Below are 16735 nucleotides of genomic sequence, written 5' to 3'. Positions count from 1 at the left end.
GCGAAGTGGAAGTTTATCCGGCTTTTCGTTGATCCAGGGAAGGAGTTTGCCCATCTTCCGGTGTTTCGGTCGGTGCCTGTTCGGGATCCGCCGGTAACAGATTGCGCTCTGCCAGCAATTTGCGCGTCTGCAGCATCGACAATGGGCGGCCATAATACCAGCCTTGCCCTTTGGCACAGCCAATATTGCGCAGTTCGTTCTCGATCTGCTTGTCTTCAATGCCTTCAGCAGTAATTGGCATGCCAAGACTTTCTCCCAGCCCCGTTATCGCCTTGACGATTGCTGCACTTTCCGGATTCTCGAGAATGGACGTTACAAAACTGCGATCAATCTTGATCCGGTCAAAGGGCAGGGCGCGAAGGTGAGCCAGCGAACTGTAACCCGTACCGAAATCATCCAGCGAAATGCGAATGCCCTGGTTTTTCAGACTGCCGACGATCGATTGCGCCAGGCTGAGATTCTCGAATAGAGAGCTCTCGGTGATTTCAATTTCCAGCCTGCTGGGCGGAAACCCGGTTTCAACCAACAATTTGACGATTTTTTGCGCCAGCCATGGATCAAGCAACTGGACTGGCGAAATATTTACCGAGATTGTCAGACTTGGGTCCCACAGCTTCGCGTCTTCAAAGGCTTCTCTCATGATATTGAGAGACAGTTCACCAATCATCCCGGTTTCTTCCGCAATCGGAATGAAGATTTCCGGTGATACCAGACCTTGCGTGGGAGATTCCCAGCGCGCAAGCATCTCAAAACCGGTTAACTTGCCCGTCGCGAGGTCAACTTGCTGTTCATAATAGGGGACAAACTCGCCCGCTGGTATCCCTTTGCGCATACCGGATTCTATCGTGTTGCGCGTTTGCAGCTCCTGTTCCATCGAGCTGTCAAACCAGCAGAACCGGTTCCGGCCCTGCTTTTTGGCGCTGTACATTGCGATATCCGCACGGCGCATCAGAACATCAACATCTTCGCATTCGAAATCAAATCGCGACATTCCGATAGATGTGGTCACCACAAGGTGATTACCGTTTTCAACGATCGGAGATGCAATGCTTTCAATCAGATCATCGGCAATGCGGTCGACCATTTCAGGTTGATCGGGGTCAAACAGAAATGCGCAGGCAAATTCATCTCCGCCCAGCCTCGCCATCAGATTGTTCGATGGCAGTTTCTGTGACACGCGCTGGGCAACCTGTTTCAACACCAGGTCACCGGCACTGTGGCCGTGAACATCGTTGACAGTTTTGAAGTTATCGAGATCAAGCATCAGAAATGCGACGCTCTTGTTTTTGCGCTGTGCCGTTCTGATCAGTTGAACCGAGCGGTCTGAAAGACTGCGTCTATTGAGAAAACCGGTCAGGGGATCAGTCGCAGCAAGCGATTGGGCGCGTTCTTCTGCGGCTTTCCGTTCGGACACCTCAGTTGTGAGGTCACGGTATCGCCGCCAGCCAAACAGGATCAGAGCGATATTCAGCAAAAATGCCGATACCAACATCTTGTCGCTGGAACCGCCATAGCCCAAAATCGATGACACCGCATCGGAGAGCACGGTTCCCCCGGTTCCGACAAACATTACGATCGCAATAATAACAATTGCACCAGTCGCGACATCACGACGCGCATTGGCCGCGTGATTACTGGATTGGGTAGACTTAGGCGACGCTGAGATCTGTTGACCCATGACGTGATTATTCCCACTGTGATTGCGCACTCTTTATGCGCCAATATTCCTCAATTTCTGGTTAAGAACAGATTACGCCATGCATTTCTGGGGTTGCAGAGACAGGCCGCTTCGACTAGGGCCCTGCAGATTAATCGCGTTTTCGCGGTTTACAGTCAGTTTTTGAGTGAGAAGCTCACACGTCGGTTAGCGAGGTTTCGCCCACCGGCGTTTTTTGCGTTGGACTATTTTGCAGGTTATGCATCACATTTGGAGTTGGAAAGGGCGGTATAATGTTTGACAAGTTAAGTGACCGCCTCGGCGGAGTTTTTGACAAGCTGCGCGGCCGTGGTGCGCTGAAGGAAGAAGATGTCCGCGCAGCCATGCGGGAAGTACGCATAGCGCTTCTGGAAGCCGATGTTGCCCTTCCGGTTGTGAAAGAGTTTATTGGCAAGGTAACTGAAAAGGCAGTTGGCCAGTCGGTACTGAAGTCCGTCACACCGGGTCAGCAAGTCGTCAAGATCGTCAATGACGGCCTGACGGAGATGCTTGGTTCCGAAGTCAGCGAGCTCGAACTGGCTGTTGCACCGCCCGCCATCATCATGATGGTCGGCTTGCAGGGTTCCGGTAAAACCACAACAACCGCGAAAATTGCGAAACGGCTGAAAGACAAAGAGAATAAAAAGGTCCTGATGGCCTCGCTTGATGTCAATCGCCCGGCGGCACAAGAACAACTGGCTGTGCTGGGCGAACAAATCGATGCCGCGACGCTTCCGATCATGGAAGGCCAGCAGCCTGTTGAGATCGCCAAACGCGCCCTCCAGGCTTCCAAACTGCAAGGTTTCGACGTCCTCATGCTCGATACGGCAGGCCGTCTGCACGTTGACCAGCAATTGATGGACGAGATGAAAGCGGTTGCCGATGTCTCCGAACCACAGGAAATTCTGCTGGTCGTCGACTCCCTGACGGGTCAGGATGCCGTGAACGTCGCACAAAACTTCTCGGATCAGGTTGATCTGAGCGGTGTGGTTCTTACCCGGATGGACGGTGATGCACGCGGCGGTGCAGCGCTTTCAATGCGATCGGTTACAGGCAAGCCGATCAAGTTCGTCGGTGTCGGCGAAAAAATCGATGCCCTGGAAGAATTCCATCCTGAACGTGTCGCTGGCCGCATATTGGGCATGGGCGATGTTGTCAGCCTGGTCGAAAAAGCAGCCCAGGTTGTCGACAAGGAAGAGTCTGAAGCGCTTGCCGAGAAAATGGCCAAAGGTCAGTTCGACCTCAACGATCTGCGCTCGCAATTGCGTCAGATGACGAAAATGGGCGGCCTGGGTGCACTGGCCAACATGATGCCGGGCATGAAGAAAGCCAAGGCGGCGATGGCTGGCGGGGCGATGGACGACAAGATCCTGCTTCGCATGGATGCCATAATCGGTTCGATGACCAAACAGGAACGTGTCCGTCCAGGCTTGCTCAATGCAAAACGCAAACGCCGGGTTGCCATGGGCTCCGGAACAACTGTTCAGGACGTCAACAAGCTGCTGAAAATGCATCAGGAAATGTCCAAGGCGATGAAGCGTATCAAGAAGATGGGCGGCATGAAGGGACTGATGTCCATGTTTGGCGGTGCTGGCGGTGCGGCGGAAGCCGGCATGGGTGGCCAGGCGGGCGGTATGGGCGGAATGCCCGGGCTACCGGATATGACACCTGGAGGATTGCCTCCTGATTTGGCAGATTTACTGAACAAGAAAAAGTGATTTGAGTTTTAGGTTTTTACGTATTTTGAGAAAGGTTTATTATGTCAGTAGCAATGAGAATGTCCCGCGGCGGTTCCAAGAAACGCCCATATTACAAGATTGTCATCGCCGATATCCGTGCACCACGTGATGGCAAGTTTATCGAGCGTATCGGCAGCTATAACCCGCTGCTTGCCAAGGATGACGAAAAGCGTGTTGTGCTCGACGTTGATCGTGCCAAGCACTGGCTCAGCGTTGGTGCCAAGCCTTCTGACCGTGTTGCCCGCTTTCTGGACGCTGCCGGATTGATGAAGCGCGAAGCACGGAACAACCCCAACAAGGCGAAACCGGGCGAGAAAGCCAACGAACGCCTCGAAGAAAAAGCTGAAAAAGCTGCTGCCGCTGAAGAAGCCGCGAAGGAAGCGGCTGCCGCTCCCGCAGAAGAAGCACCTGCTGAGGAAGCTGCTGCGGAAACACCTGCAGAAGAAACACCTGCGGCTGAAGAAGCAGCACCTGAAGCACCTGCTGAAGAAGCAAAAGCTGAAGAAGCGCCTACTGAAGAAAAGGCCGCTGAAGAAAAGTCCGAGGGCTAATCCTTGGCTGATATTGATCCGGACCTGTCCGTCCCCCTGGCCGTCATCATTGGCGCGCACGGGGTGACGGGCGAGGTTCGGCTCAAACTTTATTGCGAGAGCCTCGACAGTCTCAGGCCGCACAAAAGCTTTGCTGATGGCAAGCTCACCCTGAAATCCGTCAAACCCCACAAGATGGGCGCGATTGCGCGGATTGCAGAAATTACTGACCGCAATGGCGCCGAAGCCGCCCGCGGCACAGAACTCACCGTCCCGCGCTCGGCGTTGCCGGATTTGGACGAGGACGAGTTTTATCATATCGACATAATCGGCCTGCGCTGCGTTTCGGATGCAGGTGAGGATTTAGGCAAAATCTTCGCGATTTATGAATTTGGCGCAGGAGATGTCATCGAAATAGAACGCGCCAGCGGCAAGAAATTCATGGTCCCGGTGGGCGCAATTGATATGCGCAATGATCCGGCAATTGTGAAGGCGGAGTTTGTGGAGTGATGGAGTTTTTAAGCGGATTTTTGACCACGGCGATTATGCTATTTATCGGTACGGTGGGTTCAAATTTCCTGATGCAAACGCTGCGGCCCAATTGGAACCGTAGAAAACATATTTTGTGGTCCAGTATGCTGCCACCATTTGGGATTTGGCTGCTCGTGACGTCTGTGTTGTTATTTTCGGGAGCCATGGACGGTGAGGGCGGTTTCGAGTTTTTCGTTCCTGTGATCGTATTAGCGATTACACTTCCTTTTGTGGGTGGATTGATTGGAATTCCAACAAGCTGGTTTATCCTAAAGCAAACCAAGTGGAAAACATCCAAAACAATTGACGATATCTTCGGATGACCTTCACGGCCCAAATCCTCACCCTTTACCCGGAAATGTTCCCGGGACCGCTGGGCATATCGCTGGCGGGCAGGGCATTGGACGAGGGCAAATGGTCCTGTAATCCGATCCAGATGCGCGATTTCGCGACAGACAAACATAAATCCGTCGATGATACTCCAGCAGGCGGGGGGTCAGGCATGGTTTTGCGGGCTGACGTCATGGCGTCGGCGGTTGATCATGCGCTCGCTCAGCAGCCTGACGCGCCGGTTCTGGCAATGACACCGCGCGGAAAAACCTTAACTCAGGCGCGTGTACGCGAAATTTCTTCCGGTCCAGGTGCCACAATTCTCTGTGGGCGTTTCGAAGGATTTGACGAACGCATTTTCGATGCGCGTCCGATTGAGGAGGTCTCGATCGGCGATTATATCCTGTCCGGCGGAGAAATGGGCGCTTTGGTGCTTTTAGACGCTTGCATTCGGCTGCTTCCCGGGGTAATGGGCGCCTCTTCTAGCGGAGATGACGAGAGTTTCGAAACCGGACTCCTTGAATATCCGCAGTTTACCCGACCTCAGAAATGGGAAGGGCGTGTAATCCCTGAAGTCTTGCGATCGGGGGATCATGCGAAAATCGATGCGTGGCGGCAACAACGCGCTGAAGATGATACACGGCTAAGGCGGCCCGATTTATGGGAGCATCACAGGGATGCTCCGGATCAGTCGCCCTCTGGTGCGCGAGGACAGAAAAAGGAAGATCGGTCATGAACCTGATCCAGACACTTGAGAAAGAAGCTGTAGAAGCATTTGCAGCCTCTAAAGACATCCCGGATTTTCGCGCAGGCGATACACTGAAAATCGGTGTGCGCGTTGTTGAAGGCGAACGCGTCCGGACACAGAATTTTGAAGGTGTGTGCATCGCACGTACCAATCGCGGCATGGGCTCCAACTTCACCGTACGGAAAATCTCCTTCGGCGAAGGTGTTGAGCGCGTATTCCCGCTATATTCACCCAATATTGAAAGCATTACCGTGGTTCGCCGTGGTATCGTGCGTCGCGCCAAACTTTACTATCTGCGCGGCCGTACAGGTAAACGGGCCCGTATCGCGGAACGTCGCTTGAACCAGCCAGCCAAGGGCACCGAAGCAAAGTAAATAAAGCTTCTTAAGAATTCCAGGCAGCCGGTTCTCCTTAAACGGAAAACCGGCTGTTTTCATATCCAGTACAGGAAAAGTTTCATGGGTTACAAAGTTGCAGTTGTAGGCGCTACCGGCAATGTCGGTCGGGAGATGCTGACCATCCTTGCCGAGCGCGAATTTCCAATTGATGAAATAGCTGCCGTTGCCTCGTCGAGGTCGCAGGGTACCGAGATCGAAATGGGCGACACCGGCAAGATGCTCAAAGTCCAGAATATCGAGCATTTCGATTTTGCAGGCTGGGACATCGCACTATTTGCTGCGGGTTCCGGGCCAACCAAGGAATTTGCCCCAAAAGCAGCCGCGGCCGGCTGTGTGGTGATCGACAATAGTTCACTGTACCGGATGGACCCTGATGTGCCTCTGATCGTGCCGGAAGTGAACCCGGAAGCAATAAGCGGCTATACCGCGCGCAATATCATCGCCAATCCCAATTGCTCGACCGCGCAAATGATGGTGGCCCTGAAGCCCCTTCATGAAGCGGCTGTTATCAAACGTGTGGTGGTTTCAACCTATCAGTCCGTTTCCGGAGCCGGCAAAGGCGGAATGGACGAGCTATTTGAACAATCCCGCGCCATTTTTGTCGGTGATCCAAAAGACAACGAGGTTTTCACAAAGCAGATTGCCTTCAACGTCATTCCCCATATCGATGTCTTCCTCGACGATGGATCGACCAAGGAAGAATGGAAAATGGTCGTCGAGACCAAGAAGATCCTCGACCCCAAGATCAAGGTCACCGCGACCTGTGTCCGGGTGCCGGTATTTGTTGGCCACAGTGAATCAATCAATGTCGAGCTTGAAAAAGAACTGTCCGCCAAAGATGCTCAAAAACTCTTGCGCGATGCACCAGGCATCATGCTCGTCGATAAACGGGAAGACGAGGGCTATGTCACGCCGGTCGAATGCGTCGGCGACAGCGCCACGTACATCAGCCGCGTTCGCGAAGATCCGACAGTCGAAAACGGCCTGAACATCTGGTGTGTCAGTGATAACCTGCGCAAAGGCGCGGCATTGAACGCCGTCCAGATTGCCGAACTATTGGGACGCAAGCATTTGCAGAAGGGGTGAGCTGGTTTGTGACTGCTTTATCCCGAAAGCGGACGTTGGTACCAACAGGGTTGCTAAAAAATCCATGCATCCGTATTCTTGAATTCCACGCTTTTTGCATGCACGAAAGCCGAGGAATAATATGGAGTTTGAGGAAGATAGTGACTCTGGCTTGCAATTGAGCGGAGAAGATAAAAGCTGGATCAAGCTCACCCTGTTCCGAATTTCGATCATGCACGCGATATTGTCGTTCGTCGGAGTTAGTATGGGTGGTATCGCTTTATATGCGGCGCTTTCTCAGGCAGATGCGACTAGCAAGCAACAGCACGCTTCCGTCTGGCCGATATTAACGATTGATCAGAATACGCGGTCGACAGATAGCAGTTTTATTTTTGAATTTACCGTAAAAAACTCCGGAGTTGGTCCAGCAATATTGCATTCCGCGCAGCTGACCGATGGAAAAGAAAAATTGAAGTCTTGGGAAGCTTTGCAAACTCGCATTCCCGCTTCGATTCCGCGCGCTCGTCAAAGTTTCGGCGCTTCGCTTCGCAGCCGTGCGCTTGCTCCCGGTGATAGAGTTACACCATTCGGGTTGATTTGGAACGATATTGAAAGCGCCAAGATTCAGTCTGTCACTATCGAAGATGCCTTTGCCGATGCCTCGCTTAATATCTGTTATTGTTCGGTGTTTGAAAAATGCTGGACAACGTCATCGACAACAATGGATGCTCCGAAGCCAGTCGATTTCTGTCCTGCAGTTGATGAAGGCATTCATTGATCGGGTTTTTGCAGTTGCAACGAATAAGTACGCTGGGCTTTAACAAACGAAATCGCTTGTTCTGAGGCTTGCCGTAACGCCCGTCTTTATCCCCATAGCGGACATTCGACTTGCCTTTTCGGGCCATGCTGGTTCAATATCACCTCATGACCTTGACAGCTGACCTCTATTTCTCCTTTCGTTCGCCCTATTCCTATCTGGCAATTGGGCGCTATCGGGAAATGGTCGAGACTTATGATCTCGATATTTCTCTTCGAACCGTATGGCCGATTGCCATTCGTGATCCCGACATTTTGTTTACCGGGAATCCTGCCGCTCCGCGTTATATTTTTATGGATTCCTTCCGTGTCGCCCAAATGTTGGACATTCCGTTCCGTTGGCCGCGCCCGGATCCAGTGGTGCAGGATATGTCGACGCGCGCGATTGCTGAGGATCAACCCTATATCTATCGGATTGTCCGATTGGGGCAGGCGGCATCCCGGCGCGCCAAGGGATTGGCATTTGCATATGAGGCTTCGAAGTTGATTTTCTCCGGTGAGGTCGATGATTGGCACGAAGGTGATCATCTGGCTGGTGCTGCCCGACGCGCTGGCCTGGATTTCGCGGAGCTGGAGGCGGAAGTCGAAAGCGACGCTGAAACGCTCGATGCCGAAATCGCCGCAAATCAGGAAGCGCTCGAAGCCGCTGGCCACTGGGGTGTGCCGACACTGGTGTTCGATGGTGAACCGTTTTTCGGTCAGGACCGTATCGAGCTTGCGGTTTGGCGGATGAAGCAAAAGGGTTTGACCGCAAGAGGTTAGGGCGCTTCGGAATTCCATCTTTCCTACTGGAAAGAATGCTTCTACGCTCAGGGCTATGGCAGTTTTCCATTCCTGTTCCCCGGACCGGCTCAGCGATACCCCCGTTTCACTGTCCAATGTGTCCATCAAAACGGCTTTCGAGGATCGGCATGGATGACATGATTGCAGGTGGATGCCAGTGCGGCGCGATCCGATATTCCCTCGCAGGCCCGTTACCGCCTGCCTATGCATGTCATTGCGGTGAATGCAAAAAACAGTCAGCCAGTGCATTTTCAATGTCGATTCCATTGGACTATGACCAGTTACAGGTGGAGGGAACGCCAATCAGCTTCACAACAACCGCGTTTAGCGGCCGCGCCAAACATAATTTTTTCTGCGCAAATTGCGGAACACGGCTCTGGCACTCCGGGTCCATTCCTCCCGACAGCATCACCTTGAAGGTAGGCAGTCTCGATGACTCGTCAGGAATTGCGCCGCAAGGACATCTCTGGGTTTCCAAGAAACAGGCGGGAATCAAACTTGATCAAGCAATCGAGCAATTTGACACACAGCCGGACGATGTGACCGAATGGCGAGGCAATCTGGGACAGAATTCATGACCACACATAGCTGGACCTTCTCGTCATTTGATGGCGTAAATCTAAAAGTTCATGAGATGGGTGATGGTAACCCGATAATATTGTTGCACGGCCTGTTCTCCAATGCCGACATGAACTGGATCAAGTTCGGCCATGCTCAAAAGCTGGTCGATGCGGATTTCCGCGTCATCATGCCGGATTTAAGAGCGCATGGAGAAAGCGAAGCTCCGCACGAGCCGGAGGCCTATCCCGATGACGTTCTGGTGCGCGACGCCTTCGCACTGATCGAACATCTGGAACTGGGTTCATATGACCTCGGCGGCTTTTCGCTGGGTGCCAGGACGACGGCGAAATTGCTTGTCGAGGGCGCAAAGCCGAGCAAAGCCATTCTCGCGGGAATGGGACTGGAAGGCCTTGCGGGCTGGGCCAGACGTCAGGACTTTTTCCTCGAGGCGATCGCCAGAAAGGACACGGCCAAGCGCGGAGACCCCCATTGGCTCGCAATTCAATTTATGAAAAGTCAGAAGATTGATCCGGTTGCCGCTGCTCATCTGTTGCGGACATTTTCAGATCTGGAACAGGGTCAAATTTCAGGCATTGATACGCCCGTTCAGGTTTTGTGTGGGACGGAAGACCGGGACAATGGCGATCCGGAAAAGCTGGCAGACTTGCTCACTGACGGAACGTATGCGGAAATACCGGGAACGCATATGAGCAGCGTGACAAAGCCGGAACTGGGCACCGAGATGATGCGATTTTTGACTTCATGAAGGAACAGACAATGACGGGGATATTTAGCTGGCGCAGTTTCTGGTTTTTTTGGCTGGGCGGTTTAATTGTTTTTTCGATCCTGGTCGCCACCGGCAGCTCGTTAATGACCGAAGTCGCGCCAAGCGGAATACTGGATCATCAAAGCGCAGCAACTGCAGATCGGGTCAATGAAATCCAGCAAAGTTGGACATCCCTGGGGCTACTGAATGAAGCGCGTTGGTCGATGATTGGCGATCTGGTTTTTATCGGCCTCTATATGAGCGGCGGTATTATCGGGGGTCGGCTGATCTGGCAGGAAGCACGCTCCCCATCGCTCAAGAAACTGGGACTGGCGATCATTCTGATCTACTTTGTTTTCGGCTTGTCCGACTATATCGAGACAATCAGTCAGATTACGCAATTGATCCGGAATGCGGGCAGCGATTTGCTCGCGGGAACAGCCGCCACCGCGCGACCGATCAAGATTGTAACCTGGATTGCCGGAACACTCCTCATGGTTGTTGCGCTGATCTGGCGAAGATCAGAACGTCACTCTTGACCGCCAGCGGATAAAGTTTCATTTCAAACCAAATATCAAAACAGAGGATGACCCGATGAAAACTGCAGTTTCAATTATTGCGCTGGCCTCAATGGCGCTGACATTTCCCGCGCATGCCAAGAACCATGAAGAGGATGGGACCAAAGCACCAGACGCAGAAGAAGCGAGAAAATTTATAGCTAAAACTGAACAGGAAGCTGCTGAATTCAACGTCGATGCGGCACGGATTTTCTGGATCAACTCCACCTATATCAATGACGATACCGATGCATTGGCGGCCAAATATGGTGCGCAAGGCACCACGATGGCAGTTGATGCAGCAATTGCCTCCGCAAAATATAATGACGTTACCGGGCTGTCGGCGGTTGATCGGCGCAAGCTCGATAAACTTCGAGGCGGGATTGTACTGCCGGCACCAACAACCGAAGGAGCGTCGACGGAACTGAATACAATCGCGACCAAACTCAATTCATCCTACGGCAAAGGCAAAGGCACGCTGAAGGGCAATGAAATCAACGGGTCAGATATTGAAGCTGCAATGGGCACCAACCGCAATCCCGATGAACTCGAGGAAATGTGGACGAGTTGGCATAGCCGGGTTGGCGGTCCGATGAAGGACGACTATACGCGCATGGTTGCAATAGCCAATCAGGGTGCGAAAGAGCTTGGTTTTGCCGATGTCGGTGCGATGTGGCGCAGCGGTTATGACATGCCGGCTGATGATTTCGCCAAGTTGACCGATAAATTGTGGAGCCAGGTGAAGCCGCTTTATGACGAGCTCCACTGCTATACGCGAGAGAAGCTCAACGAAAAATATGGCGATGAGGTGCAACCTGCTTCGGGCCCGATCCGCGCCGACCTGCTGGGCAATATGTGGGCACAGGAATGGGGCAATATCTATGAAATCGTCGCACCGGAAGGGGCAGGGGACTTGGGCTTTGATACCACCGAACTGCTGACATCGAAAAACTATGACGCACTGAAGATGGTGAAAACCGGAGAGAATTTCTTTTCGTCTCTTGGTATGAAACCGCTCCCCGACACATTTTATCAGCGCTCACAATTTATCAAGCCAGCGGATCGTGAAGTTGTTTGCCATGCCAGTGCGTGGGATATTGATGCCAAGGATGATATTCGCATCAAAATGTGCATCAAGGTAAATGGCGATGATTTCACCACTATCCATCATGAACTTGGGCATAATTATTATCAAAGGGCATATAAGGACCAGAGCTTCCTGCATCAGGACGGCGCCAATGACGGTTTTCACGAAGCGATTGGCGATGCAATAGCCCTATCTATCACACCGGACTATCTGGTCCAGGTTGGGCTTCTTGACGCCGACAAGGTTCCAAGCGCAGACAAGGATGTAGGCTTGCTGTTGCGTCAGGCCATGGACAAGGTTGCGTTCCTGCCATTTGGTTTGCTGGTCGACAAGTGGCGCTGGCAAGTGTTCTCCGGCGATATTAAACCAGAAAACTATACCGCCGCATGGCATGGCCTGAAGTTGCAATATCAGGGGATTACACCTCCTTCGGACCGGTCTGACGCAGCATTCGATCCCGGCGCCAAATATCATATTCCCGGGAACACTCCTTATTCGCGCTATTTCCTCGCACGCATATTGCAGTTTCAATTCTACAAGGCTGCTTGCGATCAAGCCGGCTGGGACGGCCCGCTTCATCGTTGTTCGTTCTACGGCAACAAGGAAGTTGGCGCGAACTTGAACGCGATGCTTGAAATGGGAGCGAGCAAACCGTGGCCGGATGCTCTGGAAGCCTTTACCGGAACCCGCGAAATGGATGGATCGGCGATGATCAGCTATTTTGCTCCGTTAATGGACTGGTTGAAGAAAGAAAATGAGGGCAAATCCTGCGGATGGTAGAAAACCGCATGGTCGGGAGATAAGTCAAGATGGTCAGGATGAGCAGACGGCTGTTTGTTGCAGGTACTGCAGCCAGCGCGTTTGTCCTGTCGTCAAATTCTCCTCCTGCCAAATCGGTTCGTTCTTCGAAGAAAGTCATTCCACCCATTGGAATGGGTAGCTGGCGGACGTTCGACGTAGGTCCTGATCCGGAAGCCCGAAAAGTGCGCGCAGAAATACTGCGTGTCTTTTTTGCTTGTGGTGGCAGGATGATTGACTCTTCTCCCATGTATGGGCGGTCTCAGGCTGTCATTGGCGAAGCCCTGCAAAAGATTGGCAACCCATCCAGCCTGTTCGCCGCGGACAAGGTCTGGACATCAGGGGAAAGACAAGGCCGAGAGCAGATTGAGCAAACCACATCCCGTTGGCAGATTCCAAAACTGGACCTGCTGCAGGTCCACAACCTCCTTGATTGGGAAACCCAATTGGAAACATTGTTTCAGCTTAAAGCATCAGGGCGGCTTCGCTACGTTGGGATAACCAGCTACGACGGCTTGCAGTATGACATGCTCGAGAAAATTATGACCGAGCATCCGATCGATTTTGTGCAGCTTAGTTACAACATTTCAGATCGCCGCGCAGAGAACCGTCTGTTACCTCTCGCTTTGGAACGGGGAATTTCGGTAATCGCAAATCGGCCTTTTCAGGAAGGCAGATTGATAGAGAAAACCAGAACCAGGTCGATGCCATCCTCTGCCAAGGATATAGAAAGCGATAGTTGGGCACAATATATGCTGCAATATATAGCGTCGCATCCCGCGGTCACGGTAACCATTCCGGCGACAAGCAGGGTCGATCATATGCGCGAGAATATCTCAGTCCTGCACAAGCCTGTGCCAGATCAGGCTTTGAGAGAAAAAATGGCCAGAGAATTCTTGAGCTAATTCTCTAGCCATTTCTTTTTTGGATTAAAGCTGGTCGAGCATATATTCAGCTGCGCTGACCTTGAAATCGCCCGGAGCTTCGACGTTCAGCTCTTCGACAACGCCGTTGTTGACGATCATGGAAAAGCGCTGGCCTCTGGTACCCATTCCGAAACCGGAGCCATCCATTTCCAGGCCACATGCTTTCGCAAAATCGCCATTGCCATCCGCAAGCATTGTCACGTCTTCAGAACCGCTATCCTTGTTCCACGCCCCCATGACAAACGCATCATTCACGGCAGTGCAGGCAATTTCATCCACACCCTTCGCTTTCAGATCTGCGGCTTTTTCCGCGTATCCGGGAAGATGCTTGGCAGAACAGGTTGGCGTGTAAGCGCCGGGAACCGAAAACAATGCCACTTTCTTGCCCGCAAAATATTCGGATGAGCTGACTTGTTCAGGACCATTTTCGGTAGCCTTGACCAGATTGACCTCGGGAATATTGTCGCCCTTGTTTATCATTTCAGTTTCCTTTTCATTTTCGTTTCAAATCTGTGTTTTCCATATATGATTGTGGTGACTGGATTGTGAAATAGCAAGCGGTGAGATGGTTTCTTGCCGTTCGGAAATTTTGCCATGGGCAGATCAAGTGAATGTGCCTATTATCGAGCCATGGAAAGCCCAATCTATTTCTCTGGCCAGTTTCTGTTGGCAACACCGGGCATGGCCGATCCCAGATTCGCGCGTTCCATCGTCGCGCTTTGCTCTCATGACGAGCATGGCGCTTTGGGAATCAACATAGGTCAAACGTCTGACGACATCAGCTTTCATGGAATTCTGGATCAATTTGATATTCCTGCAGAAGGCTCTGCCGACAAGGAAGTCTATGTCGGAGGACCGGTTGAGGCTCATCGCGGGTTCGTCTTGCACAGCCTTGATTTCAATCAATCTGAAACATTGCAAGTTGGAGACCGCTGGGGATTGAGCAGTTCGCTTGATATTTTGACGGCCATAGCAACGGATGGAGGTCCAGAGTCCTGGATCATCGCAATTGGCTATGCCGGCTGGGGGGCTGGTCAGCTTGAACAAGAGCTTACCCAGAACGGATGGTCGATCACACCCGGTGAGACGGATTGGCTGTTCGAAACCGATGCGCGGGACAAATGGGAAATGGCCTGGCAGGCACAAGGAATTGATCCGGGTCGACTGTCAGGACAATTCGGAAGCGCCTGACGGCATTCGGGTTGGCTAATTTCCATGCAATTTTCGAACCTTCCGTGCTGAATTTCGCTTAACCAGCGTCATTATTGTTTCACTAATCCCAAAAGAACAGTGTCGTCATCCTCGATACAAAGGGGATACAGGGGAATGAACAAGTTTAGAAAAATGGTTATGTCTGCCGCATTAGGAAGCGTCGCCCTATCCGGAACTGCGCAAGCAGCATGCTGGACACCAGCGGAAGTTGACGCAGCAAAAGTCCGGGATTTGCAATCAAGAATGATGGTCGCAGCACTCCGCTGTGCGAAATCGGGTCATGATTTGTTGCCGGAATATAACAAGTTTGTGCGCGAGAAACGGTCGGTACTGAAATTGGGCAACGGTGTTCTGCGCAGCCATTTCGCCAAGGGCCGAAATGCAAAACAGGCATTGCGAGCCTATGATCGCTATGCAGTCTCGCTGGCCAATCGCTATGGCGCCGGTTCCGGAGATCTTTCCGAATGCAAACACATGAAGCTGCTGGTGACTGCAGCGGTACAAAGTGATTCCAGACTGACCTCACTTGTTGATATCGCGCAACAACATGCCTTGTCACCGGAACTGCCCGGTGGGCGTTGTGGGATTGTTATGGCATCCAAAGGTCAACCGTAACATAATTGCAAATATAAAGAGATCTTTATATTTGCTTCCAAGGCCGCAGATCGCTAAGGAATAACGAAACTGCCGCACTGGTCAAACAGTGCGGCAATTCGTATTTCAAGGAGATTTAATGTGGCTACAGCAGCGAACAGCGCAACTCAGGATTACGTGATCAAGGACATTTCACTTGCTGATTTTGGTCGCAAGGAAATTGAAATCGCGGAAACCGAAATGCCCGGTCTTATGGCACTTCGTACTGAATTTGGTGCAGAACAGCCATTGAAAGGCGCCCGGATCACCGGCTCGCTCCATATGACCATTCAGACGGCGGTATTAATTGAAACATTGCTGGCACTGGGCGCGGATGTGCGCTGGGCCTCTTGCAATATCTTCTCGACACAGGACCATGCTGCAGCGGCCATAGCGGCCGGCGGCACTCCGGTATTTGCAATCAAGGGCGAAACACTTGAAGAATACTGGGCTTATGTCGAACGCATTTTTGACTGGGGACAGGAGCAAACCTGTAATCTCATTCTTGATGACGGCGGCGATGCCACGATGTTTGCACTCTGGGGGGCCCGGGTCGAGGCTGGTGAGGAATTGTTCACGCCTGAAAACGAAGAAGAAGAAGTCTTCTGTGCGACATTGAATCGGTTTCTTGCAGAACGTCCGGGGTATCTCACTGAGACAGTCAAAAATATCAAAGGCGTATCAGAAGAGACGACAACGGGTGTTCATCGCCTGTATGAGCTGGCGAAAAAAGGCAAATTGCCGTTCCCGGCGATCAACGTGAATGACAGCGTTACCAAGTCGAAATTCGACAATCTGTACGGTTGCAAGGAATCACTGGTTGATGCCATTCGCCGTGCAACCGATGTGATGCTCGCAGGGAAGGTGGCTTGCGTGGCTGGCTTTGGCGATGTCGGCAAAGGCTCTGCCCAATCGCTCCGCAATGGGGGTGCACGTGTCCTTGTCACTGAAATAGATCCGATTTGTGCTCTTCAAGCTTCAATGGAGGGCTTTGAGGTCGTTTCCATGGAAGAGGCAACGAAACGTGCTGATATTTTCGTAACCACCACCGGCAACAAAGATGTTATTACGGTAGATCACATGCGTGAAATGAAAGATCGCGCGATTGTCTGCAACATCGGTCATTTCGACAGCGAAATTCAGATTGCCGGACTGCAGAACATGAAATGGACCGAAATCAAACCTCAGGTCGATGAAGTTGAATTTCCTGATGGCAAGAAACTGATCATTCTGGCGCAGGGACGCCTGGTCAATCTCGGCTGTGCAACCGGACATCCCAGTTTTGTGATGTCAGCCAGCTTCACCAATCAGGTGATGGCGCAAATCGAACTGTGGTTGCGCCCTGAGCAATATAAAAACGACGTCTATGTATTGCCCAAACATCTCGATGAGAAAGTCGCGGAACTTCACCTTGAAAAACTGGGTGTAACGCTCACGAAGTTAACCGATGAGCAAGCTGAATATATTGGTGTAACGACCGAAGGGCCATTCAAGCCAGATCATTATCGTTACTGATCCATCTCGGGAAACTAACAAAGAAGCCGGATAATCCAGAGTGG

At 52.0% G+C, this 16735-nt stretch carries 19 protein-coding genes; 17 read left to right on the top strand and 2 right to left on the bottom strand.

Annotated features, from left to right (window positions below; all coding sequences use genetic code 11):
- Positions 1–13 precede the first annotated feature (13 nt).
- On the bottom strand, positions 14–1678 hold the full coding sequence (locus ABJI30_RS13335; protein ID WP_348017184.1) for an EAL domain-containing protein: 1665 nt from the start codon (positions 1676–1678) through the stop codon (positions 14–16).
- 272 nt (positions 1679–1950) lie between these two features.
- On the opposite strand from ABJI30_RS13335, the gene ffh reads away from it, so the two are divergent.
- The 14 genes from ffh to ABJI30_RS13265 all read left to right on the top strand — a co-directional run bounded on the left by ffh (position 1951) and on the right by ABJI30_RS13265 (position 13310).
- Positions 1951–3414, top strand: coding sequence for a signal recognition particle protein (gene ffh, locus ABJI30_RS13330; protein ID WP_348017183.1), 1464 nt, complete (start codon positions 1951–1953; stop codon positions 3412–3414).
- 41 nt (positions 3415–3455) lie between these two features.
- Entirely contained in the window at positions 3456–3986 is a 531-nt protein-coding gene (gene rpsP / locus ABJI30_RS13325; protein ID WP_348017182.1) for a 30S ribosomal protein S16, read from the top strand.
- Positions 3987–3998: 12 nt separating this feature from the next.
- Positions 3999–4475, top strand: coding sequence for a ribosome maturation factor RimM (gene rimM / locus ABJI30_RS13320; RefSeq protein WP_348017825.1), 477 nt, complete (start codon positions 3999–4001; stop codon positions 4473–4475).
- On the top strand, positions 4472–4819 hold the full coding sequence (locus ABJI30_RS13315; protein ID WP_348017181.1) for a hypothetical protein: 348 nt from the start codon (positions 4472–4474) through the stop codon (positions 4817–4819). The genes rimM and ABJI30_RS13315 overlap by 4 nt, the downstream gene beginning before the upstream one ends.
- On the top strand, positions 4816–5562 hold the full coding sequence (trmD, locus tag ABJI30_RS13310; protein ID WP_348017180.1) for a tRNA (guanosine(37)-N1)-methyltransferase TrmD: 747 nt from the start codon (positions 4816–4818) through the stop codon (positions 5560–5562). The genes ABJI30_RS13315 and trmD overlap by 4 nt, the downstream gene beginning before the upstream one ends.
- Positions 5559–5948 (top strand): 50S ribosomal protein L19, encoded by a 390-nt coding sequence (gene rplS, locus ABJI30_RS13305; protein WP_348017179.1) that lies wholly within the window; start codon positions 5559–5561, stop codon positions 5946–5948. The genes trmD and rplS overlap by 4 nt, the downstream gene beginning before the upstream one ends.
- Positions 5949–6032: 84 nt before the next feature.
- Positions 6033–7058, top strand: a complete 1026-nt coding sequence (locus tag ABJI30_RS13300; RefSeq protein ID WP_348017178.1) for an aspartate-semialdehyde dehydrogenase — start codon at positions 6033–6035, stop codon at positions 7056–7058.
- Between the two features lie 121 nt (positions 7059–7179).
- A complete protein-coding gene (locus ABJI30_RS13295) occupies positions 7180–7815 on the top strand; it encodes a hypothetical protein (protein WP_348017177.1) in 636 nt (211 codons plus the stop codon).
- 146 nt (positions 7816–7961) lie between these two features.
- Entirely contained in the window at positions 7962–8615 is a 654-nt protein-coding gene (locus tag ABJI30_RS13290; RefSeq protein ID WP_348017176.1) for a DsbA family protein, read from the top strand.
- 149 nt (positions 8616–8764) lie between these two features.
- A complete protein-coding gene (locus ABJI30_RS13285) occupies positions 8765–9214 on the top strand; it encodes a GFA family protein (RefSeq protein ID WP_348017175.1) in 450 nt (149 codons plus the stop codon).
- Positions 9211–9963 carry an alpha/beta fold hydrolase gene (locus ABJI30_RS13280; RefSeq protein WP_348017174.1) on the top strand — a complete coding sequence of 251 codons (753 nt, stop codon included), beginning with the start codon at positions 9211–9213 and terminating at the stop codon, positions 9961–9963. The genes ABJI30_RS13285 and ABJI30_RS13280 overlap by 4 nt, the downstream gene beginning before the upstream one ends.
- 11 nt (positions 9964–9974) lie before the next feature.
- Positions 9975–10502, top strand: coding sequence for a hypothetical protein (locus ABJI30_RS13275; RefSeq protein ID WP_348017173.1), 528 nt, complete (start codon positions 9975–9977; stop codon positions 10500–10502).
- Positions 10503–10557: 55 nt separating this feature from the next.
- Positions 10558–12387 (top strand): M2 family metallopeptidase, encoded by a 1830-nt coding sequence (locus ABJI30_RS13270; RefSeq protein ID WP_348017172.1) that lies wholly within the window; start codon positions 10558–10560, stop codon positions 12385–12387.
- Between the two features lie 38 nt (positions 12388–12425).
- A complete protein-coding gene (locus ABJI30_RS13265) occupies positions 12426–13310 on the top strand; it encodes an aldo/keto reductase (protein ID WP_348017171.1) in 885 nt (294 codons plus the stop codon).
- Between the two features lie 24 nt (positions 13311–13334).
- Here the strand turns inward: ABJI30_RS13265 and ABJI30_RS13260 are convergent, their stop codons facing one another.
- Positions 13335–13811 (bottom strand): peroxiredoxin, encoded by a 477-nt coding sequence (locus tag ABJI30_RS13260; RefSeq protein WP_348017170.1) that lies wholly within the window; start codon positions 13809–13811, stop codon positions 13335–13337.
- A gap of 114 nt (positions 13812–13925) precedes the next feature.
- On the opposite strand from ABJI30_RS13260, the gene ABJI30_RS13255 reads away from it, so the two are divergent.
- From ABJI30_RS13255 to ahcY, 3 genes are all read left to right on the top strand, one after another.
- Entirely contained in the window at positions 13926–14522 is a 597-nt protein-coding gene (locus tag ABJI30_RS13255) for a YqgE/AlgH family protein (protein ID WP_348017169.1), read from the top strand.
- A 135-nt stretch (positions 14523–14657) separates the two neighbouring features.
- The gene (locus ABJI30_RS13250) at positions 14658–15158 is read left to right on the top strand and encodes a hypothetical protein (RefSeq protein WP_348017168.1); all 501 of its coding nucleotides are present in this window, start codon (positions 14658–14660) and stop codon (positions 15156–15158) included.
- 120 nt (positions 15159–15278) lie between these two features.
- Positions 15279–16691: an adenosylhomocysteinase gene (ahcY, locus tag ABJI30_RS13245; RefSeq protein ID WP_348017167.1), complete on the top strand. Its 1413-nt coding sequence runs from the start codon at positions 15279–15281 to the stop codon at positions 16689–16691.
- Positions 16692–16735: the final 44 nt, after the last annotated feature.

It is taken from the genome of Parasphingorhabdus sp. (assembly GCF_039968395.1).
Taxonomy (GTDB): domain Bacteria; phylum Pseudomonadota; class Alphaproteobacteria; order Sphingomonadales; family Sphingomonadaceae; genus Parasphingorhabdus.
This window is presented reverse-complemented; position numbering and strand designations above follow the sequence as displayed.